At 63.6% G+C, this 18516-nt stretch carries 17 protein-coding genes and 4 pseudogenes; 14 read left to right on the forward strand and 7 right to left on the reverse strand.

Annotation, left to right across the window (positions count from 1 at the left end; all coding sequences use genetic code 11):
* Positions 1-19: 19 nt before the first annotated feature.
* Positions 20-1005 (reverse strand): annotated as a pseudogene (locus tag ACFQDL_RS20805) (thiamine pyrophosphate-dependent dehydrogenase E1 component subunit alpha).
* A gap of 422 nt (positions 1006-1427) precedes the next feature.
* Between ACFQDL_RS20805 and ACFQDL_RS20810 the strand changes: the two are divergent.
* The 11 genes and pseudogenes from ACFQDL_RS20810 (at position 1428) to ACFQDL_RS20860 (ending at position 8474) form a co-directional block, all read left to right on the forward strand.
* Positions 1428-1739, forward strand: a complete 312-nt coding sequence (locus ACFQDL_RS20810) for a hypothetical protein (protein WP_379910690.1) — start codon at positions 1428-1430, stop codon at positions 1737-1739.
* Positions 1675-2571 carry a GAF domain-containing protein gene (locus ACFQDL_RS20815; RefSeq protein WP_379910691.1) on the forward strand — a complete coding sequence of 299 codons (897 nt, stop codon included), beginning with the start codon at positions 1675-1677 and terminating at the stop codon, positions 2569-2571. The genes ACFQDL_RS20810 and ACFQDL_RS20815 overlap by 65 nt, the downstream gene beginning before the upstream one ends.
* Positions 2499-3347: a sigma-54-dependent Fis family transcriptional regulator gene (locus tag ACFQDL_RS20820; RefSeq protein WP_379913221.1), complete on the forward strand. Its 849-nt coding sequence runs from the start codon at positions 2499-2501 to the stop codon at positions 3345-3347. Before ACFQDL_RS20815 ends, ACFQDL_RS20820 begins: the two co-directional genes overlap by 73 nt.
* A 139-nt stretch (positions 3348-3486) precedes the next feature.
* On the forward strand, positions 3487-5019 hold the full coding sequence (gene capB, locus ACFQDL_RS20825) for a caprolactamase subunit beta (RefSeq protein ID WP_379910692.1): 1533 nt from the start codon (positions 3487-3489) through the stop codon (positions 5017-5019).
* Complete coding sequence (locus ACFQDL_RS20830) at positions 5016-5240, forward strand: hypothetical protein (RefSeq protein ID WP_379910693.1); 225 nt, start codon at positions 5016-5018, stop codon at positions 5238-5240. Before capB ends, ACFQDL_RS20830 begins: the two co-directional genes overlap by 4 nt.
* Positions 5241-5251: 11 nt before the next feature.
* Positions 5252-5757, forward strand: a pseudogene (locus ACFQDL_RS20835) (hydantoinase/oxoprolinase N-terminal domain-containing protein); the annotation flags it as partial.
* A 60-nt stretch (positions 5758-5817) separates the two neighbouring features.
* Positions 5818-6162, forward strand: a complete 345-nt coding sequence (locus ACFQDL_RS20840; RefSeq protein WP_379913223.1) for a hydantoinase/oxoprolinase family protein — start codon at positions 5818-5820, stop codon at positions 6160-6162.
* Positions 6132-6676: pseudogene (locus ACFQDL_RS20845) on the forward strand (hydantoinase/oxoprolinase family protein); the annotation flags it as partial. The gene ACFQDL_RS20840 and the pseudogene ACFQDL_RS20845, both read left to right, overlap by 31 nt.
* An 81-nt stretch (positions 6677-6757) precedes the next feature.
* Positions 6758-7330: a hydantoinase/oxoprolinase family protein gene (locus ACFQDL_RS20850; RefSeq protein ID WP_379913225.1), complete on the forward strand. Its 573-nt coding sequence runs from the start codon at positions 6758-6760 to the stop codon at positions 7328-7330.
* Between the two features lie 185 nt (positions 7331-7515).
* A pseudogene (locus tag ACFQDL_RS20855) lies at positions 7516-8082 on the forward strand (cupin domain-containing protein); the annotation flags it as partial.
* 203 nt (positions 8083-8285) lie between these two features.
* A complete protein-coding gene (locus ACFQDL_RS20860) occupies positions 8286-8474 on the forward strand; it encodes a helix-turn-helix domain-containing protein (RefSeq protein ID WP_379913227.1) in 189 nt (62 codons plus the stop codon).
* Between the two features lie 638 nt (positions 8475-9112).
* Here the strand turns inward: ACFQDL_RS20860 and ACFQDL_RS20865 are convergent.
* Positions 9113-10387: an IS110 family RNA-guided transposase gene (locus tag ACFQDL_RS20865; protein WP_379909925.1), complete on the reverse strand. Its 1275-nt coding sequence runs from the start codon at positions 10385-10387 to the stop codon at positions 9113-9115.
* A 230-nt stretch (positions 10388-10617) separates the two neighbouring features.
* Between ACFQDL_RS20865 and ACFQDL_RS20870 the strand changes: the two genes are divergently transcribed.
* On the forward strand, positions 10618-11976 hold the full coding sequence (locus ACFQDL_RS20870; RefSeq protein ID WP_379910694.1) for a purine-cytosine permease family protein: 1359 nt from the start codon (positions 10618-10620) through the stop codon (positions 11974-11976).
* 504 nt (positions 11977-12480) lie between these two features.
* Here ACFQDL_RS20870 and ACFQDL_RS20875 read toward each other — a convergent pair.
* From ACFQDL_RS20875 to ACFQDL_RS20885, 3 genes are all read right to left on the reverse strand, one after another.
* The gene (locus tag ACFQDL_RS20875; protein ID WP_379910695.1) at positions 12481-13512 is read right to left on the reverse strand and encodes a sodium:calcium antiporter; all 1032 of its coding nucleotides are present in this window, start codon (positions 13510-13512) and stop codon (positions 12481-12483) included.
* A gap of 71 nt (positions 13513-13583) precedes the next feature.
* Positions 13584-14081: a hypothetical protein gene (locus ACFQDL_RS20880; protein ID WP_379910696.1), complete on the reverse strand. Its 498-nt coding sequence runs from the start codon at positions 14079-14081 to the stop codon at positions 13584-13586.
* Positions 14082-14085: 4 nt separating this feature from the next.
* Complete coding sequence (locus tag ACFQDL_RS20885; protein ID WP_379910697.1) at positions 14086-15186, reverse strand: extracellular catalytic domain type 2 short-chain-length polyhydroxyalkanoate depolymerase; 1101 nt, start codon at positions 15184-15186, stop codon at positions 14086-14088.
* 269 nt (positions 15187-15455) lie between these two features.
* Here ACFQDL_RS20885 and ACFQDL_RS20890 point away from each other — a divergent pair, with 269 nt between their 5' ends.
* Positions 15456-16016, forward strand: a complete 561-nt coding sequence (locus ACFQDL_RS20890) for a cysteine dioxygenase family protein (protein ID WP_379910698.1) — start codon at positions 15456-15458, stop codon at positions 16014-16016.
* A gap of 10 nt (positions 16017-16026) precedes the next feature.
* Here ACFQDL_RS20890 and ACFQDL_RS20895 read toward each other — a convergent pair whose 3' ends face one another.
* Together ACFQDL_RS20895 and ACFQDL_RS20900 are read right to left on the reverse strand one after the other, a co-directional pair.
* On the reverse strand, positions 16027-16788 hold the full coding sequence (locus ACFQDL_RS20895) for an ABC transporter permease (protein WP_379910699.1): 762 nt from the start codon (positions 16786-16788) through the stop codon (positions 16027-16029).
* A gap of 172 nt (positions 16789-16960) precedes the next feature.
* On the reverse strand, positions 16961-17887 hold the full coding sequence (locus tag ACFQDL_RS20900) for an ABC transporter ATP-binding protein (RefSeq protein ID WP_379910700.1): 927 nt from the start codon (positions 17885-17887) through the stop codon (positions 16961-16963).
* 168 nt (positions 17888-18055) lie between these two features.
* Between ACFQDL_RS20900 and ACFQDL_RS20905 the strand changes: the two genes are divergently transcribed.
* Complete coding sequence (locus tag ACFQDL_RS20905) at positions 18056-18454, forward strand: CBS domain-containing protein (RefSeq protein ID WP_379910701.1); 399 nt, start codon at positions 18056-18058, stop codon at positions 18452-18454.
* The last annotated feature ends 62 nt before the right edge of the window (positions 18455-18516 follow it).

Here is an 18516-nt window from a genome sequence, read left to right on the forward strand (position 1 = left end):
TCTAGAAGCCCGGAAATCCTCAAACGAACACCTTCTCCAGCGCCTCTTCCGGCGCCGGGTAGGCACTGTCGCGGGCGAAGGCGATGGCGGCGTCGACGCGGGCGCGGCTGCGCTCGACCAGGGCCGCGTCCTTGGCGTCGCTCCAGCCCTCGCAGGTCTTGAGGTGATCGAGCAGTTTCGGGATCGGGTCCTTGGCGAAGAGGGCGTCCTTCTCGCCCTCGGGACGGTAGCCCTCGGCATCGCCCATGAAGTGGCCGGCCAGGCGGTAGGTCTCGATCTCGATCAGCGAGGGACCTTCGCCGCGGCGGGCACGGGCGATGGCTTCGCCGGCGACCTCGAAGATCGCCAGCGGGTCGTTGCCGGGAATGAAGTGGCCGGGCATGCCGTAGGCGGCGGCGCGCTGGTCGTTGCGTTCGATGGCGGTGGAGGCGGTCTTGGCGACCGAGATGCCCCAGGCGTTGTCTTCGATCACGAACACCACCGGCAGCTTCCAGACCGCGGCCAGGTTCAGGGACTCATGGAAGGCGCCCTGGTTGGCGGCGCCCTCGCCGAGGAAGGCCACCGCGACGCCGTCCCTGCGCTGCAGCTGGCGCGACAGGGCGGCGCCGACCGCCGGGCCCATGCCCTGGGCGATGATGCCGGAACAGGAGAAGTTCACCCTGGGGTCGAAGATGTGCATGTGGCCGCCGCGACCGCCCGAGAGGCCGGTTTTCTTGCCGAAGATCTCGGCCGCCATGCGGTCGAGATCGACCCCTTGGCGATGGCGACATGGTGCGGGCGGTGGGTCGAGGTGACGATATCGGACGGCTCGAGGTGGGCGCAGACACCGACGGCGCAGGGCTCCTGACCGTTGGACAGGTGCATCTCGCCGGGAATAGGACCGTTGGCCATGTTGAAGGCGGGGGACTTGCCCTCCATGTAGATCTTCTCGATGGATTCCTCGAAGTAGCGGCTGATGAGCATGTGCTCGTACATCCAGAGTTGCTGTTCTTTGCTGGGCTTCATGGAAACCACTCCTCTTATTCTTGATGGGGGTTGCGCTCATCCTGATTAGAGCAATGGCTGTGCCATGTTTGTAACCTATTGAAATAAAAGTTGTTTTTGATTCCGGGTGCCGTTGGCGACGAGGAGCCCGGGACGGACTGTCGCGGCTGTTGCGACAGACTGTTGCAGCACTTGGCACACAGGGGCGGTAAAACGACGGAGGATGGGAAGTGCGATGCAACCGTCTGAAAATTGACGTTACTTGCGCCGTATGGGCATCGCGAAACCCGTCATATCGATCGCAGTGCAGATCGATTGGTTTCGGTTGGCATTGCGCGATCCCGAAACCACCGGGGCAATGCCCCCGTGGACATTGCAGTGACCTGAGGCCTATCATGGAGCTGATAATAAAAACCAGATGAGCGAAATTCGCCGATGATGCCATGAGTATCCGCAACCCCCACCGTACCGCAGCCGTTCAGCCGGCTGCCGGCAAAAGAGCGCCCGAGATTCAGGGCTCCTGGCAGCGCTGTATCGAGGAGTACAAGCTCGAGCCGGGCCGGGACCTGCGTGCCCCGCGCCTGACCGAAACCGAGATTTGCGATGCCCGCGATCACCTCGACAGCCTGCTGCACTCGGCGGAGCCCGTGTTCGACCGACTGCGTTATCTGGGGGAATTCCGGTTACTGCGTGCTGGTCACCGACGCCAGCGGTATCGTGCTGCGCGAATATATCGACTCGAGCCGTGGCCGTGAGCTGGCCGACAAGGGCCTGAGCCTAGGCACCGTCTGGACCGAGAACCTGGTCGGCACCAACGGTCTCGGTACCTGCCTGGCGACCGGCGAGGCGCTGACCGTCTATGCCGACGAACATTTCGGCCGCGAGCTGCAGCGCTTCAGCTGTTCGACGGCGCCGCTGATCGCGCCGGATGGCGGCGTCATCGGTGCCCTGGATATCTCCACCTATGCCCAGGGTGACAAGATCGGACAGGGGCTGGCGCTGAACCTGGTCTGCGACACCGCCGACCAGATCGAGGCGGCGATGTTTCGCCATGCCTTCGCCCGCCACCACCTGCTGGCGCTGGTCGGCTCGCCGGTGGCCGATCCGGCCCAGTCCAATGCGCTGCTGGCGGTCAACGATTCGGGCTGGATTCTCGGCGCCACCTCGTCGGCGCTGCTGCAACTGGGTGTGCGCGAGCGCAGCCTGCTGGTCGGTCAGGGCCTGGCGGCACTGACCGGCATCAGCCTGGATGCGGTGCACAGAGCCCCGGTGGCGCTGAACGAGGGCGGGGGCTGGCTCATGCGCCTTGCCGGGAATCTGCCGCGCGCCGCCAGCCCTGCGGCCAGCCCGGCGCCGAAGCCGCGCCGGCCGCTGGATTCGCCGCTCTACCGGGCCGCCGGCAGTGACCCGCAGTTGCAGCGCAATGCCGATATCTGCCACCGGGTACTGGACCGCGATATCTGCATCCTGCTGCAGGGGAAACCGGCACCGGCAAGGAGGTCTGGGCAAGGGCGATCCACGATAGCAGCGCCCGCAGCGAGAGGCCCTTCGTCACCCTCAACTGCGCCGCCATTCCTGAATCCCTGATCGAGAGCGAGCTGTTCGGCTATGGCGCCGGTACCTTTACCGGCGGCCTCAAGGGTGGCAAGGTCGGCAAGATCGAAGCCAGCAGCGGCGGGACCCTGTTTCTCGACGAGATCGGCGACATGCCGCTGGCGCTGCAGGCGCGGTTGCTGCGGGTGCTGGCCGAGCGCGAGATCACGCCGCTGGGCCAGGTCAAGCCGGTGCGCATCGACCTGCACGTGATCTGTGCCACCCACCGGGACCTGGGCAGCTTCGTCGACCAGGGCGAATTCCGCGAGGACCTCTATTACCGCATCAGCGGCGTACGGATTGCGCTGCCGGCGCTGCGCGAGCGCCAGGACCGTCTGGAGCTGATCGACCGCGTATTGGCGGAACTCTGTGAAAACGAGTCCGTCGTGATCGATGACCAGGCACTGAAAATGCTGAGCGACTACCACTGGCCCGGCAATATTCGCCAGCTCAAGAATGCACTGCAGTTCGCCCTCTGCATGTGCGACGGCCGCGCCATCCGTATCACCGACCTGCCGGACGAGGTGTTTCCGCCGGCGCCGGGCGAGCGGGCCGCGGCCGCCGCGCAACCGTCGCCCGATCTGCCACCACAGCGTATGGTTTCGCTGGGGCATGCGCTGGGCGGAACCGGCGAGCCGGACGAGCGTGAACAGATCCTGCAGGCGCTGCAGCAGCATCGCTGGGTGGTGCTGCGTGCGGCCGAAGCGCTCGGCATCAGCCGCTCGACGCTGCACCGCAAGATCAAGAAGTACGGCCTGAGCGAAGGCTGATACCCTCAGCGACAAATCAGGGTTCCCCCGCCAACAATCCTTGTTTGCCCCCGGTTCTTATACTGGCTTCAATCTCCCCGCACGGCCTGTTCGCCGTGATACCCGGGGAGAGCCGACAAGAACAACCAAGGGGCATTTTATGGCGACTACAGTCGATCCCATCACGCTGGCGGTGGTCAGAGGGGCGCTTGAGACGGCGCAGCGCGAAATGACGCTGACCCTCGAGAAGACCGGGCGCTCCAGCGTCTTCAACCTGGCGCATGACTACAGCAATGCGCTGTTCGATCACCATCCCGAGATGATCCTGCAGGGACAGGACATTCCGATCCACCTGGGTTCGCTGATCCCGGCGATGAAAGCGGTAGCCGGGTTCTTCGGCGACGACATCCGCGAAGGCGACGTCATCTACCACAACGATCCGGCCTACCAGGGCAGCCATATTCTCGACTGCTGCATGTACAAGCCGGTGTTCTACCGGGGCGAGCTGGTGTTCTGGACCGTCTGCAAGGGCCACCTGACCGATATCGGCGGCCCGGTACCGGCCGGTTACAACCCGGATGCAAAGGAGATCTTCGCCGAGGGGCTGCGCATCCCGCCGGTGAAGCTCTGGGATGGCGGCAGGCGGCGCGAGGACGTGGTCAACCTGCTGCTGACCAACATGCGCGCCCGCCGCGATCAGGAGGGCGATCTCAATGCCCAGTACGGCGCCTGCCGCGTCGGCGAGCGCAACCTGCTGGCGTTGCTCGACAAGTACGGTGTCGAGACGGTCAAGGCCTGCATCGCCGAACTGAAGAACATGGCCGATCGACAGATGCGTGCGCTGATCCGCTCGGTGCCGGACGGCGACTATTTCGGTTCCGCGGTGCTGGAGGATGCCGGTCACGGCTTCGGCGAGCTGGAGATCAGCGCCAGGGTCTCGGTGCGCGACGACAACCTGCATATCGAGATCCAGAGCCCGCCGCAGATCCCCTATTTCATCAACTCCTACGAGGGCAACTCGATGTCCGGGGTCTACCTCGGGCTGATGATGTTCGCCCAGCTGCCGCCGCCCTACAACGAGGGGCTGTACCGCTGCGTCACGGTGGACCTGGGCGAGAAGGGCACCCTCTGCAATGCCAAAGAGCCCGCTCCGCACGTCAACTGCACCACCACGCCGATGGAAACCCTGACCGATGCGGTGCGCATGGCGCTGGAAAAGGCCGCCCCCGAGCGGGTGACCGCGTCCTGGGGCCATGCCAGCGGCATCAATATCGCCGGCATCGACCCGCGTACCGGCGAGCAGTACGTCACCATGGTGCTGGCGTCGATCATCTCCGGCGCCGGCGCCACCCAGGTGATGGACGGCTGGCATGCCTGCGGCCCGCTGTGCTGCTTCGGCGCCCTGAGTTCCGGCGATATCGAGCTGCTGGAGTATTCCTACCCGATCATCATCCACCGCTACGGCCTGGTGCAGGACAGCGGCGGCGCCGGGCACTACCGCGGCGGGTCCGGTACCGCCTGGGAGGTGGAACCGATCGGCAACGAGATGACGGTGGTGGCCTTTGGCGAAGGACGCCAGATACCGACCATGGGCGCTGCGGGTGCCCGCAATGCCCTGCAGGACGAGAAGCTCGGCCGGCTGGTGCTGTCGGGCAAGGGGAGGAGCGGGTCTATCGCACCAATACCATCGTGAGCATCAGTCCCGGCGAGCGCGTCACCAACATCAACCCGGGCGGCGGCGGCTACGGCGACCCCTTCGGCCGCGATGTCGAGGCGGTGCTGGCCGACTTTCGCAACGGCCTGGTCTCCCTCGAGGGCGCCGAACGCGAATACGGTGTCGCCATCCGGCCGCAGGACGGCTCCCTCGATGTGGAGCGTACCGCGAATCTCCGTCAACAACCGCTCAACGTCTGAGGAGCAAGCATATGCGTAGCAAATATCGTCTGGGTGTGGATGCCGGCGGCACCTTCACCGACTTCGTGCTGGCCGACGAGAGCGGCGCGGTTCGGGTGTTCAAGACCCCTCGACGCCGCAGGACGGCACTCTCGCCATCCGTGCGGGACTGGCGCAGATCAGCGAGACGCTGGGCGAGTCGGTGGAATCGATCGTGCAGCAGTGCGATCTGTGCATCAACGGCACCACCGTGGCGCTCAATGCGCTGATCGAAAAGAAGGGTGCAAGGGTGGGACTGCTCTGTACCGCCGGTCACGAGGACAGTATCGAGATCCGGCTCGGCCACAAGGAGGAGGGCTACCGTTACGAGGCCGATTTCCCGCCGGCGCACATGATCGTGCCGCGACACCTGCGCCGGCCGATTCCCGGCCGCATCCTGGCCGACGGCTCCGAGCATACGCCGCTCGACGAGGAGGCGGTACGCGAGGCGGTGCGCTATTTCCGTGACCAGAACGTCGACAGTGTGGCGATCTCCTTCGTCTGGTCGGTGCGCGATCCGCGGCACGAGCAGCGTGCCCGCGAAATCGTGCAGGAGATGATGCCGGGGGTGTTTGTCTGCGCCGGCACCGAGGTCGATCCGCAGGTACGCGAATACACCCGCACCTCGACCACCGTGGTCAATGCCTATCTGAGCCCGGTGATGCGGCGCTACGTCGAGCGCATCGACGACTATTTCCGCTCCCTCGGCGTGCGTCATCCGGTACGCTACTTCCAGTCCAACGGCGGCCTCGCGGTCGGCGAGGCGATGCAGGGCAGGGCGGTCAACGCCATCAACTCGGGGCCGGCCTCGGCGCCCAGGCGGGGCTCCATGTCGCCAGGCCCTTCGGCATCGACAACGTCATTACCGTTGACATGGGGGGCACCTCCTTCGATATCACCCTGACCAAAGACGGCCAGACCAACCTCAACAAGAACATCGACTTCCTGCGCTACCGCATCGGGGTGCCGATGATCCAGGTCGAGACCCTCGGCGCCGGCGGCGGCTCGATCTGCCAGGTCGACGAGTACGGCATGCTGCAGGTCGGGCCCGAGAGCGCCGGCGCGACGCCGGGCCCGGTCTGTTACGGCAAGGGCGGTACCCGGCCGACGGTGACCGACGCCAACCTGGTGCTGGGTTACCTGAATCCCAACGCGGTGCTCGGCAATTGCATCCGCCTCGACTCGCAGGCCGCCTGTGAGGCGGTGCGCAGCCAGGTCGCCGAGCCCTGGGTATTTCGGTGGAGCGGGCGGCTTACGGCATCAGCACCATCGTCAACCTCAACATGGTCAGCGGTATTCGCCGCGTTTCGATCGAGCGCGGCTACGACCCGCGGGACTTCGCGCTGGTCTGCGCCGGCGGTGCCGCCGGCATGCACATCACGGCGCTGGCCGAGGAGATCGGCAGCACCACGGTGCTGGTGCCCAAGGTGGCCTCGGTGTTCTGCGCCTTCGGCCAGATCATCTCCGATGTCCGCTACAATTATCTGGCGACCGAACCGATGCGGCTCGACGAGAGGGTGGATCTGGCGACCCTCAATACCCGCTTCGAAAGTCTGGAAAGCCAGGGTGTCGAGCACCTCGAAGCTGACGGCTTCGCGCGGGACGACATCTCGATCTCGCGCAGTACCGAGATGCGCTATGTCGGCCAGATTCACGAGTGCAGCGTCGAGCTCGAGACCGGCACCCTGACGCCGGAGAAGATCGAGGCGCTGCTGGCCGCCTTCCACCGCCGCCACGAGGAACTCTACACCTACGCGGAGCCCCACAATCCGGTGGAGCTGGTCAACATCGAGTCGACCCTGACCGGCCATGTCAGCAAACCGCCGGTGCGGCAGTTGACAGCCAGGGGCTGCACGATCAAGGATGCTCTGACGGAGCACCGTCCGATGCTGTTCGACGGCGAGGGGCTCTGGGTCGAGACGCCGGTCTATTCCGGCGAGCGTCTCGACCCCGGTATCGCCATCGAGGGACCGGCGGTGGTCGAGGAGCCGACCACCAATATCGTCGTGCGCCCGGGCTGGACCCTGGTGCTAGAACCGAACAACTGCTACCGCATCACGCGCCAGGGATAGCCGGGTGCCCGCCAGGGGCATTCAGCGGGGCAGGGCATGGACTAAGCCGCGCACAGGGACGTGCGCAACAGGCCGTCGTGACAGGGACGTAACGTCGGCCTGCGTGGCCATGCCCTGTCACGCAGCTACGAAGTAACGGGCCGACAACGACACCGGGCACGATAATTACTATAAGAGACGCTCCGATGAACAAGAGTTACAGCACCAACCTGATTCCGCAGGCCGAGCGGTCCGCCTACTGGCAGGAGGTGATCGACAGCACCTACTTCCCGCTCGACCTCGATTTTCGCAACCCCGAGAGCTTCGCCGGTTCGCTGTCCTGCTGGGGGCTGGATCAGCTGAGCATCTCCTGCCTGGCGACTTCGCCGACCCGCTACCGCCGCAAGGCTGGGGACATCCGCAGTGACGACGACAGCCCTTTCCTGATCACCATCCCGCAGCTGCAGCCGGTCGACTTCAGCCAGGACCGGCACAAGGTGGTCTGCAATCCCGGCTCCTTCATTCTCGAGCGCAGCGATCTGCCCTACGAGTTCAGCTATGCCCGGGACAACCGGCTCTGGGTGCTGCGCGTGCCGGACTCGCAGCTGCGTACCCGCGTGCGCTCGCCCGAACGTTTCCTGTACATGGAATTCAGTCTGGCCCAGGGCGCCGGCGCGCTGTTCTCCGACTTTCTCGCCAGCCTGATCCGCCAGGCGCCCTATCTCGGCGCCCAGGGCACGGGTCTTGCGAGCCAGCAACTGCTGGAGCTGCTGGCGCTGACGCTGGAGAACGACGAGCGGGTGCTGGCCAGCAGCGAGGCCTGCGTGCGCAACGCCCATCTGCTGCGCATCGAGCATTTTGTGCGCGAACATATCCAGGAGCCGGAACTGTCACCGGAGATGATCGCCGCAGCCTGCGAGATATCGACCCGCTACATGCACAAGCTCTTCCAGGGCTCGGGCCAGACCGTCAGCCAGTGGATCCGCGAGGTGCGGCTGCAGGCGGCGATGAACGATATCCGCACCTCAAGCGCCAGCGTGACCCGGCCGAGATCGCCTACCGCTGGGGCTTCGCCGACCAGGCCCAGTTCTGCCGCGCCTTCAAGGCCCGCTTCGGCTGCACCGCCCGCGAGGCCCGCGCTGCCGCCCGCCGCGCGCCGGACTGAAGCTCACCCTTTCCCGAACGCGCCTTCGACATCCTGCGTGCCCGCCGGTGCCAATCGATCTGTACTGCGATCGATATTGCGGGTTCCGCGATGCCCTTACAACGCGGAACCCGTTCGAGGTCATCGGGTTGCATCGCTGCACCCACCCTCCCGAACGCGACTTCGACACCCGGCGTGCCGCCCGATGCCCGAATATCGAAGAATACGTTCGGTTTGAAATGATGCATCGCTCCACCCACCCTCTCATAGCTTAGTCAACTCCTGTTTCTCACTGTTTTACGGTGTCTCTTGGCAACACGGATTTGTGACCTGCGGTTAGACTGCTGCAGATTGAGGTCCGTGTTGTTTGCCAGGGTGCCAAGAGCGGTCTTTCTGTCCCGGATTGACCTTCATGGGGTACGCCTAACCTCTCAGTATCGGATGTCCGCTTGGTGGCATCGACTCAGTTACCTTGGGCATGTCGGTCCATGAAGTATCCCGGGGCGTGCCTCGTGACTCCGGAAGGGCCTGCAAGGGCCTCAGGATGGGTCGAAGGTCACGCCCAAGGACACAAAGGGTTGCTCGTATCGTCTGGTGTTAACGCATGGTCGATTGCTTCCGTTCGGTTGTAGCGTTTGGCGCCATTGTCGACTCAGTCGTCAGGCCGCCTTGAGTGCGGGTAGCGCCGCGACATTGAACAAGCGGTTCGGATCAAAGATCGCTCCGCGCCCGACGTGCCAGAGTGCCCGCACCAGCTTGCGCATGATGGCGGTGATCGCCTTGCTCTTGCTGCCACCATCCCGTTGCGCCTTTGCCTCGGCCCAATGCTTCACCACCCGGTTGTGTTTGAGCCACCTGAGCGCCGCCCAGTACAGGTAGCGGCGGGCAATACTGGGGCCGCGCTTGGTGATCTTCAGCTGACCCTTGTGTTTGCCGCTGCTGCGCTCTTTCAGGTTGAGGCCCAGTGCCTTCAGGTAATGGGCCGCACTGGGATAGTCCTGTGGCGAGCCTAGCTCAGCCAGCAGCATCAGGGCTGTGACACGGCCCACGACGGTGTGCAGGCGTGACAGCATCTCATCATCGGCCAGGCGGGCCTCCAGACGCCGCTCCAGCTCCCTAATCGCCAAACGCTGGGCCAGCAGGTCCTCGGCCAGTGTCTGCAGCAGGTACCGCTCGGCGTCCTCGCACGCCCTCCCAATGGTGGTCTCGGCACTGGCCAGCAGCTGTGCGCTGGTCTCGGGCTTCAACCCGGAGCGCCCGGTTCGGCACATCAGCTGCAGCGCCTCCTCCGGAGCTGCCCGCACGGCGGCAGGAGAGCCGTAGTGTGCCAAGGTTTGCAGCAGCGTGACGGAGTCCAGTGACAGGATGTGGGGCGCCTCCGGCCAGTGCCGGGCCAGTAGCGCCTCCAGCCGATTCAGGCTGCGCTGGCTGCGTTCCTGGTACATCTCCAACAACTTCAGCTCGGCTTTCAACTCGCGTTGCTGTGCCGTCGGCTCGATCCAGCGCTCGGTGTTATTTTCCAGGTGCAGCCGGCCGATGACGTAGCAGGCCTTGGCATCGTGCATGCTAGGCACGCCATCGTAGAGTTCCGCCGCCTTATTAGTGCGATTGGGGGCCGCTCGGTAGACCGGGATCCGGGCCTGATGCAGCAGATCGAATAGCGGGTCGCCATAGGTGCCGGTCGGCTCCATGACGACCACGAAGTTCATGCCTGCCAGCTGCGCCTGCAGCGTCTCCACCAGGGCCCGTGTCTGGAGCGGGTGCTTCCAGCGCAGGATGACGTGCATCTGACGATCAGGCGTCATCAGGGTGGCGTAGAAGTCAATCTTGGCAACATCGACAGCCACCACGACCGGCTGGTTCTTCAGCTTCTCACGGACATTGGCCCAGTCAACATCTTGCAAAGCTGTGCTGCGAAATTTACGCTTGCTCATCTGGGGGACACCTTCTGCTTCCTTACTTCGCTTGGAACGGGTCGTTATTTCGATGACGACCCTCGAGGGTCCCCCTTCCTACCAGAATTTCTCCCCAGTTATAACTGACTCCGCGCCTCACGCCTCACCATACCCTGGAATGCAATAATCCGTGCCCTTGGCGTCAATTAAACAGTTGCGCTCTGCGGTACTTTTTGAAGCGTCCATTCACAACAACAAGAGAGACACTTATGGCCGGGAATATCGAGCAACAGGGCAGCAATGCCGATTATTCGAGCGTCGCCGTACCCCACGGCGAGCGGATGAAAAAGGGGTCACTGACAATGGCCTGGTGGGCGATCTGCAGCGCCATGTTCTGGCTGGTGGTATCGGCGACGCTGGCAATGAACTTCGGCACACTGAACGCCGTTATCGGGCTGATACTGTCGGTGGTCTGCTATGGCGTGGTCAACGGCATCATCGCCCGGTACGCGATCCGCACCGGACTCTCGGTGGCGCTGTTTTCACGGGTGCTGTTCGGGCACTTTGGTGCGGCACTGGCGACGCTGATCTTTTTCGCCACGGCGATCTACTACAGCGTGTTCGAGGGCTCGGTGATCGCGGTGGCGATTCAGCACTATTTCCCTTCGCTGACGCTCAACGAAGCTTATCTGCTGGTGGTGCTCTACAGCGTGCCGCTGGTGTTCGGCAGCGTGCAGAACTGGCTCGACAAATTCAACGGCGTGCTGCTGCCTTTCTATATTCTCGGGCTGATCGGCGCGGTGATCGCCGCCATCTGGCACTACGGTTATTCCGATGCCTGGCTGAATCTGGGACCGGAAACCGGGCCCGTCGAAAACGGCTGGTGGAACTGCTTCACCTATTTCATGGGCGTCTGGATCCTGATGATGTACACCTGGGACTATGCCCGTTTCGGCCACAAGGACGATGCCGACTACCATGCCCGAATCAATTTCGGCATGCCGTTCTACCTCTTCACCTTCCTGGTCAACGGCCTGGTGGGGATCTTCCTCGCCGCCACCATCCCGACCGAGGGCGGTCTGTCCGAGGTGTCGGTGGTACTGGCGATCATCCAGCTGATGGGGATCTGGGGCCTGCTGTTCGTCTGGGTCAGTCAGACGCGCATCAACACCGCCAATTTCCACCTCGCCGCGGTCAACATGCAGGCGTTCTTCGAGCGTTTCGGGCTGGCGAGGGTGCCGCGCTTTGGCTGGGCGATACTGGTCGGCGCGCTGGTCTACCTGCTGATGCGGCTCGATGTGTTCAGCTTTATCCTGCAGGCGCTGGCCTATCAGGGCATCTTCGTCGTCGCCTGGGTCGCGATTGCCCTGGCCCATATCTTCTCGCCGCGCTACGACCAGCTGTTCGAAGGCCGCGTCGAGTACCGTCACGACCGGGTGCGCGCCTACAACCCCTGTGGCCTGATCGCCTGGTTCGCCGGCGCCGGCCTCGGCATCGGGCTGCTCAATTACGGCGGCGACGAGCTGGCGCTGTTCTCGGCGCCGCTGACCTTCCTGGTGGCTTTCCTCAGCTACCTGATGCTGCTGAACAGCGCCCGGCACCACTGGTTCGTCAAGGCCGAGGCCTGAGCCATCGCGGCGGGGCAGGCACAGGGTCCGGGCCCCGCTGTTTTTGGTTCATCGCGCTTTACGTGGAGATCCATGTAGGGTGCTGGTAAGCGAAGCGCACCGCACCGAATTACCAAGGGCGCAAATGGGGCCATATTTGTGTTCAATTGGTGCCCTTTTTCGCCTAACGGCGACTTACTTTTCTTTTGCGTGAAAAGAAAAGTAAGCAAAAAAAGCACGCCCATGAGAAGCTGGCCTGCGGCTGCACTGCGCTCTGGAAGCCTTTTCCGGGCGCAGCTACAGCACGTCCTTGTGCTGAATCTGCGGCTCGGCATCCATGCCTCGCCCCTGACGGGCCTTATCGGAAAAGACTCCCAGTGCTCGTCGGCTTCGAATGGGATCCGGGGTGCCTTCGTCAGCTATCTGGGAGTGCTTCGGGACCGCGCTTGCTGCTTTGGAGTGCTTTTACGAAACAGCGAGAGCTATCGGTTACCGTTTCCCGCTAATCCGCGAAGAACATGTTTTTTAACTCAAAAAAAGTACCGCGACGCCGACACCGTAACTTGCCAGCACCAGGGCGCCCTCGAAGCCGATGTTGCCGGGTCCGTGGCGCTCGCGGCGCAGCAGCCCCAGCAGCAGGATGCCGGTGAGCAGGATATTGAGGGCCAGCCAGAACGACAGGGTGTCCGACACTGCCCGGTAGATCGAGCCCGGGCGATAGGCCAGATCCGAAAGCACCAGAAAGAGCACGTCGAAGGTGTTGCCGCCGATGATGTCGCCAACGGCCAGGGTAAGGGCTCCGCGCTTGACCGCGGCGATCGCGATCACCAGTTCCGGTACCGAGGTCACGACCGAGGTGAAGAGGGTGCCGATCAGGGTTTCGGACAGCCCCGACAGGCGGGCGATGGCGATGCCGGTTTCGGCGATCAGCCAGCCGCTGAGTGCGACGGCGACGGCCAGCAGCAAAAACGACAGCCAGAGCCCGGCGCCTGCGGAGCGCTCGCCCGCTTGCGGAGGTGCCGGCTCGGGGGCCTGGGTGGCGCTGGTCTTGCGCGGATACCACATGGGTGTCTGGTGCGCATGACTGAGCAGACGGATGCCGAACAGGTAGGCGGCGAGGATCGCAAAGGAGATCAGATCGACCGACCAGAGCGTGACTCCGGGGCCTGCGATGCCCAACAGCGGCAGTGCCAGCAGCACGACCAGCAGAACGCCCTGCATCAGGTTTTCCTCGGAGGCGGCGGCGTGCTCCAGGTTGGCCTGGCGATAGAGCATGTCGGCGATGACCAGAAAAGTGGTCTGGGCCGCGATGCCGCCGATGGCATTGCCGAAGGCGAGTTCCGCCGCGCCCTCCCAGGCCGCGGTGATCGAGGTGATGGTGCCGGCCAGCGAGGTCAGGGCACCGAGAAAGACGGCGCCCAGAATCGCCTGACCGAGCCCCGTCTCATGGGCCAGCCGTTCGGCGCGTTCCGTCAGCAGCACGCCGCAGACGCCGACGACAGCAGCGGCGGCGAGAAAGACGGCGATGTTGAGGCCGAGGCCGGTGTGCAGAAACATGGAGCTCCGGGGCGGCGGTTGCGGATGCCTGCACTATAGAACAGTTGCCCCCGGGCGCCGGGGGCAGGCTGTCAGCCTTTGCCTGCCGACTGCAGCGTTTTCTGCCACCAGGCCCGATAGGCGGCCTGGATGGCGTTGAGGTTCGACAGCTGGTTGCTGAAATCGGACTGGTACTGCCGGGTGATGGCGAGCCAGGCCTCGAGCCAGGCCGCCAGTTGCCGCTGCGGGTCGCCGTCCTGCTGCGCCACCTCGCCAAGCCGGGAGCCGGCCTCGACACTGGTTTTCAGAAAGGTACTGTAGCCGTCGAGCATCCGGTTCCAGGCCGCGAGCTGGATATCGGTCAGTTCCGCTGCGGCCTGGGACAGCCGGGTCGGATCGGGCCAGGCGCTGGTCGGCCAGCCGCTCTCCCGGAGCGACTCGATCAGTTGCTGGCTCAGCTGGGCGCTGTCCTTCAGCGGCGTGATCGCCTGCAGTACGACCCGTTCGTTCTGCAGGCTTTCTCCGGTGTAGTCGCTCCAGTGCTGTAGCGCTTCGGCCAGTTTCGGTTCGACAAAGGTATCGTTCGACATGGGGTCACTCCTGAACTGAGACGGCAAGGGTTTCGCCCGGCTGGGCCAGGCGCTCGATCATCTTGCGGACGGCGCGCAGCTGCGGGGCGTTGTGGCTGAAGTAGTCGGGATCGCTCGCCTGCGGGGACGAGTAGCCCCAGAAGTCCCAGCAGCCTTCCGGGTTCAGCGGCGCGCCGTTGGACGGCTCCACCTGAGGATAGAGCATGATCAGGTCGTTGGCTTCGGCGATGCGGTTGTAGCCGGTCTGGCCATAATACTTGTCGCCGATGACCGCGGCCCCCTGTTTGCAGCCGTGGAAGACCACATGCACCGGACAACTGCGGTGGGTCTTGCAGACCGCCGGGGCATAGACATAGGCGGTATCGCTCATGCTGGTGGTGGCGCTGTCGATAAACTCGGACTGATCGAAGGCGACGATCTTGCTGCTGAGGCTGTCGGCCGGGGGCTTCAGCTGGTCGTAGATCTGATTCAGGATGCGCCCCGACTGCTCGAAATCGCAGTCGTTGATGAAGGGCGGGGCGGTGACCGGGCAGCGGCTATCGGTATCATTGTCGGTGATCAGCGCATGGCCGGCATCGACACTGGTGTCGTACTGGATCGAGGTCTCCGGTACGCCGGCGGCGAGAAAGAAGGCATAGGTCTGATCGACCACCGTGGTGGTCACCGTTTTGTCGTTTTGGCCGCTGAAGATGTAGATGCGGTCATCCCGGAGGTTGTCGAGCGGGTCGATGGCGCCGCTTTCGGCCAGCTCGGACGCCAGCCGAACCAGATGCGGGGTATTGGGCCCGACGCCCGGGGTCAGCGGATTCATGCAGGTGGTCGTGGCGTTGACCACCAGGGTATTGCCGGCCCAGGACTTCGCGCACAGATAGGGGCCGCCGGCGACGATGCCGGCACCGACCATGATGTCGGAAAACACCACGTAGAGCTGCGAGGCCATGAAGGCACCGGAGGAGAGCCCGGAAACCGAGGTCTTTTCGATATCGGCGCCGTAGGCGGGCAGACGGGCCGCGTCGGCCAGCACGGTGGCCGGGCCGGTCAGGCAAGCAAGCAAGAGCAACAGCCGGGCCGCAAGGCACCGGATCCAGCGGGTTTGGCGTTTCATTTTCAGTGACCTGTCCTTGAGTCGGGGGGGGATCTGTGAGTATTACGCAACTGCACAAAAAACAGTGTAGACGCTTGCACCGGCGTTGGAAGAAATTTCAAACAAATGTTCTTTGCGATGCCCGGCGCGACCGTTGGACTTTCCGGATCGCGACATGCATGGGCCCTTTCCGGTACCCGATGCGACAGTTGCCGGCACGTGGCTTGAATCCGGCCCCCGATCCCGGTAGACAGGTGCCAGACAATCATCCGAACGACGAGGAAAGGGCCATGGCCGACGATTACACCCTGGAAAGCTTCGTGGAAGATCTGCGCCGCATCCTGGGCGAGACGCAGGACGAGGCCTCCATTCTCAAACAGGTGGGGCCGCTGGCGCGCAGAGCAGCGCTGTCACCGGCCTGGCGCTCGGATGACCAGTACATCGCCGATCCGGAACTGGGCTTCGGCTCGACCCTGCTGCATGTCGAGCCGGACGACAGTCTCTTTATCGTCGCCGACAGCTGGCTGCCGGGGCGCGGTGTCAATGCCCACGACCACGGTACCTGGGCGGTGGTGGTCGGCGTCGATGGCGACGAGCGCAATATACTCTGGGAACGCGTCGACGACGGGTCAAGACCTGGTCATGCCGAGCTGAGGCGACTGGATGAGCGCGTGATCGCGCGGGGCGATGTGCTGCTGGTGCCCGAAGGCAGTATCCACAGCGTGGTCAACGAAACGGCGCGTACAACGCTGTCGTTTCACGTCTATGGCCGGCATCTGAACCAGACCGGACGTTCGCAGTTCGACCCCGAGACCCGCACCGAAAAGCCGTTCCTGATCGAAACGCGCTGACGCCGGGCAGTCAGTTGCGGATACGATAGCCGCTGCGGAAGATCCAGCGAATCAGGCCCAGGCACAGCAGCATGAACAGCAGCGTCATGCCGAGGCTGATGGCGACATTGACATCGGCCACGCCGTAAAAGGACCAGCGGAAGCCGCTGATCAGGTAGACCACCGGGTTGAACAGCGTCAGCGACTGCCAGGGCTCGGGCAGCATGTTGATCGAGTAGAAGGCGCCGCCGAGAAAGGTCAGCGGCGTGATCACCATCAGCGGAATGACCTGCAGTTTCTGGAAATCGTCGGCCCAGATGCCGATGATGAACCCGAACAGGCTGAAGGTGACCGCCGTCAGCAGCAGAAAGCCGAGCATCCACAGCGGGTGGGCGATGGAGTAGTCGACGAAGACCCGGGCGGTGACCAGGATCAGCGCACCGAGAATGACCGACTTGGTCGCAGCCGCACCGACGTAGCCGATCACGATCTCCAGTGGCGAGACCGGTGCCGAGAGCACCTCGTAGATGGTGCCGGAAAATTTCGGGAAAAAGATGCCAAAGGAGGCGTTGGAGATGCTTTCGCTCAACAGCGAGAGCATCAGCAGGCCCGGAATGATGAAGGCGCCGTAGCCGATGCCGTCGATCTCGCCCATACGGCTGCCGATGGCGGTGCCGAAAACGATGAAATAGAGCGAGGTCGAGAGCACCGGCGAAGCGATGCTCTGCATCAGCGTGCGTCCGGTGCGCGCCATCTCGAAACGGTAGATTGCCTTGATGCCGTGGATATTCATGGTCTGCCGCCAATGTGTAGGATGGGACAAGCGATGCGGTGGAGTAACCTGTCCGTTACCGCAGCGTTCGGGCTTCGCGGACCCATCATATCGATCGTCGTGCCGATCGATTGGGTTCGGGTGGCAGAACGTAAAATCGACGTGCGACCCGCGACCCACAGCGCCTTGCCCTTCATGCCTTACGCCTCACCAGATCGACGAAAATCTCCTCCAGCGAGCTTTGTTTCGACTGCAGGTCCCTGAAGTCGAGGCCTTGGGCGTCGAGGCTGCGCAGCAGGTCGGCGATGCCGGTGTTGTCGTGCTGGGCATCGAAGCTGTAGGTCAGTTGCTGGCCGTCGTCGCTGAGCTCGAGCTGGAAAGAGGCGAGGGCGTCCGGCAGCCGTTCGATCGGGGTCTGCAGCTGCAGCCGCAGCTGTTTCCTGCCGAGTTTGTCCATCAGCGAGGCCTTGTCGTCGACCAGGATCAGCTCGCCGCGGTTGATCACGCCGATGCGGTCGGCCATCTCCTCGGCCTCCTCGATATAGTGGGTGGTCAGGATGATGGTGACGCCATCGCGGCGCAGCTCCCGCACCATCTCCCACATGTCGCGTCGCAGTTCGACGTCGACACCGGCGGTCGGTTCGTCGAGGAACAGGATCCTGGGTTCGTGGGACAGCGCCTTGGCGATCATTACCCGCCGCTTCATGCCGCCGGACAGCGCCATGATCTTTGAATGGCGCTTGTCCCAGAGCGAGAGCTGGCGCAGCAGCCGTTCGATGTAGCCCGGGTCCGGTGCCTTGCCGAACAGACCGCGACTGAAGTTCACCGTCGCCCAGACACTCTCGAAGGCATCGGTCGCCAGTTCCTGCGGCACCAGTCCGATCAGGCTGCGGGCGCGGCGGTAATCGCGGGCGATGTCGAATCCGTCGGCCGTGACAATGCCGGTGCTCGGATTGACGATGCCGCAGACGATACTGATCAGTGTCGTCTTGCCGGCACCGTTGGGACCGAGCAGGGCGAAGATCTCGCCCTTGCGGATCTCCAGGTTGATGTCCCGCAGGGCGGTAAAACCGCCGGCATAGGTCTTGCTGACATTTGTGACGGAAATAACGGGCTGCACGCTGTTTCCCTGTACGCTGGATCAGTCAAGAGTGTAGACCGTGGTGACGAAGTCGGCGGACTGGCTCGATGTTGCCGATTTTCTTTTGTCTCGCTGCAGAGCACTTATACTTACGACAGAGTTCAAGCCGGGAGAACGACAATGGAGCCAGGCGCTATAGAGGATTACATGAGTACCGAGTTTGCGGTCATCACGCCGGAAATGCCGGTCGACGTCGCATCCGCCAAGCTGATCCAGAAAGAGATGCTCGGGGGCCCGGTCGTCGACGAGGTGGGCAGGCTGGTTGGCTGGATTTCGGAGCAGGAATGCCTGCAGGTGACGGTCCAGGTGGTCTATTACAACCAGCGGGTGGCAACGGTACGGGATATCATGCGCACCGATGTACTGACGGTGTCGCCGAACGACCATCCCCTCGATCTTGCCCAGCAGATGCTGAGCAAACCGCCGAAGCCCAAGAACTACCCCGTCGTCGACCGCCATGGAAAAGTCATTGGCGTCATCTCCCGGCGCCATGTGCTGAAGATGCTGCTGCGGAAAATGACGGAGCAGTCGAAGAAACCTGCCTGACTACCGTTAAGGGCACGGGGTTCAGGCTCTTGTCGTCTAAGTGCGATATCGGCAACAGTCTG

Origin of the sequence: Marinobacterium aestuariivivens, from assembly GCF_042661465.1 — a bacterium.
Taxonomy (GTDB): domain Bacteria; phylum Pseudomonadota; class Gammaproteobacteria; order Pseudomonadales; family Balneatricaceae; genus Marinobacterium_A; species Marinobacterium_A aestuariivivens.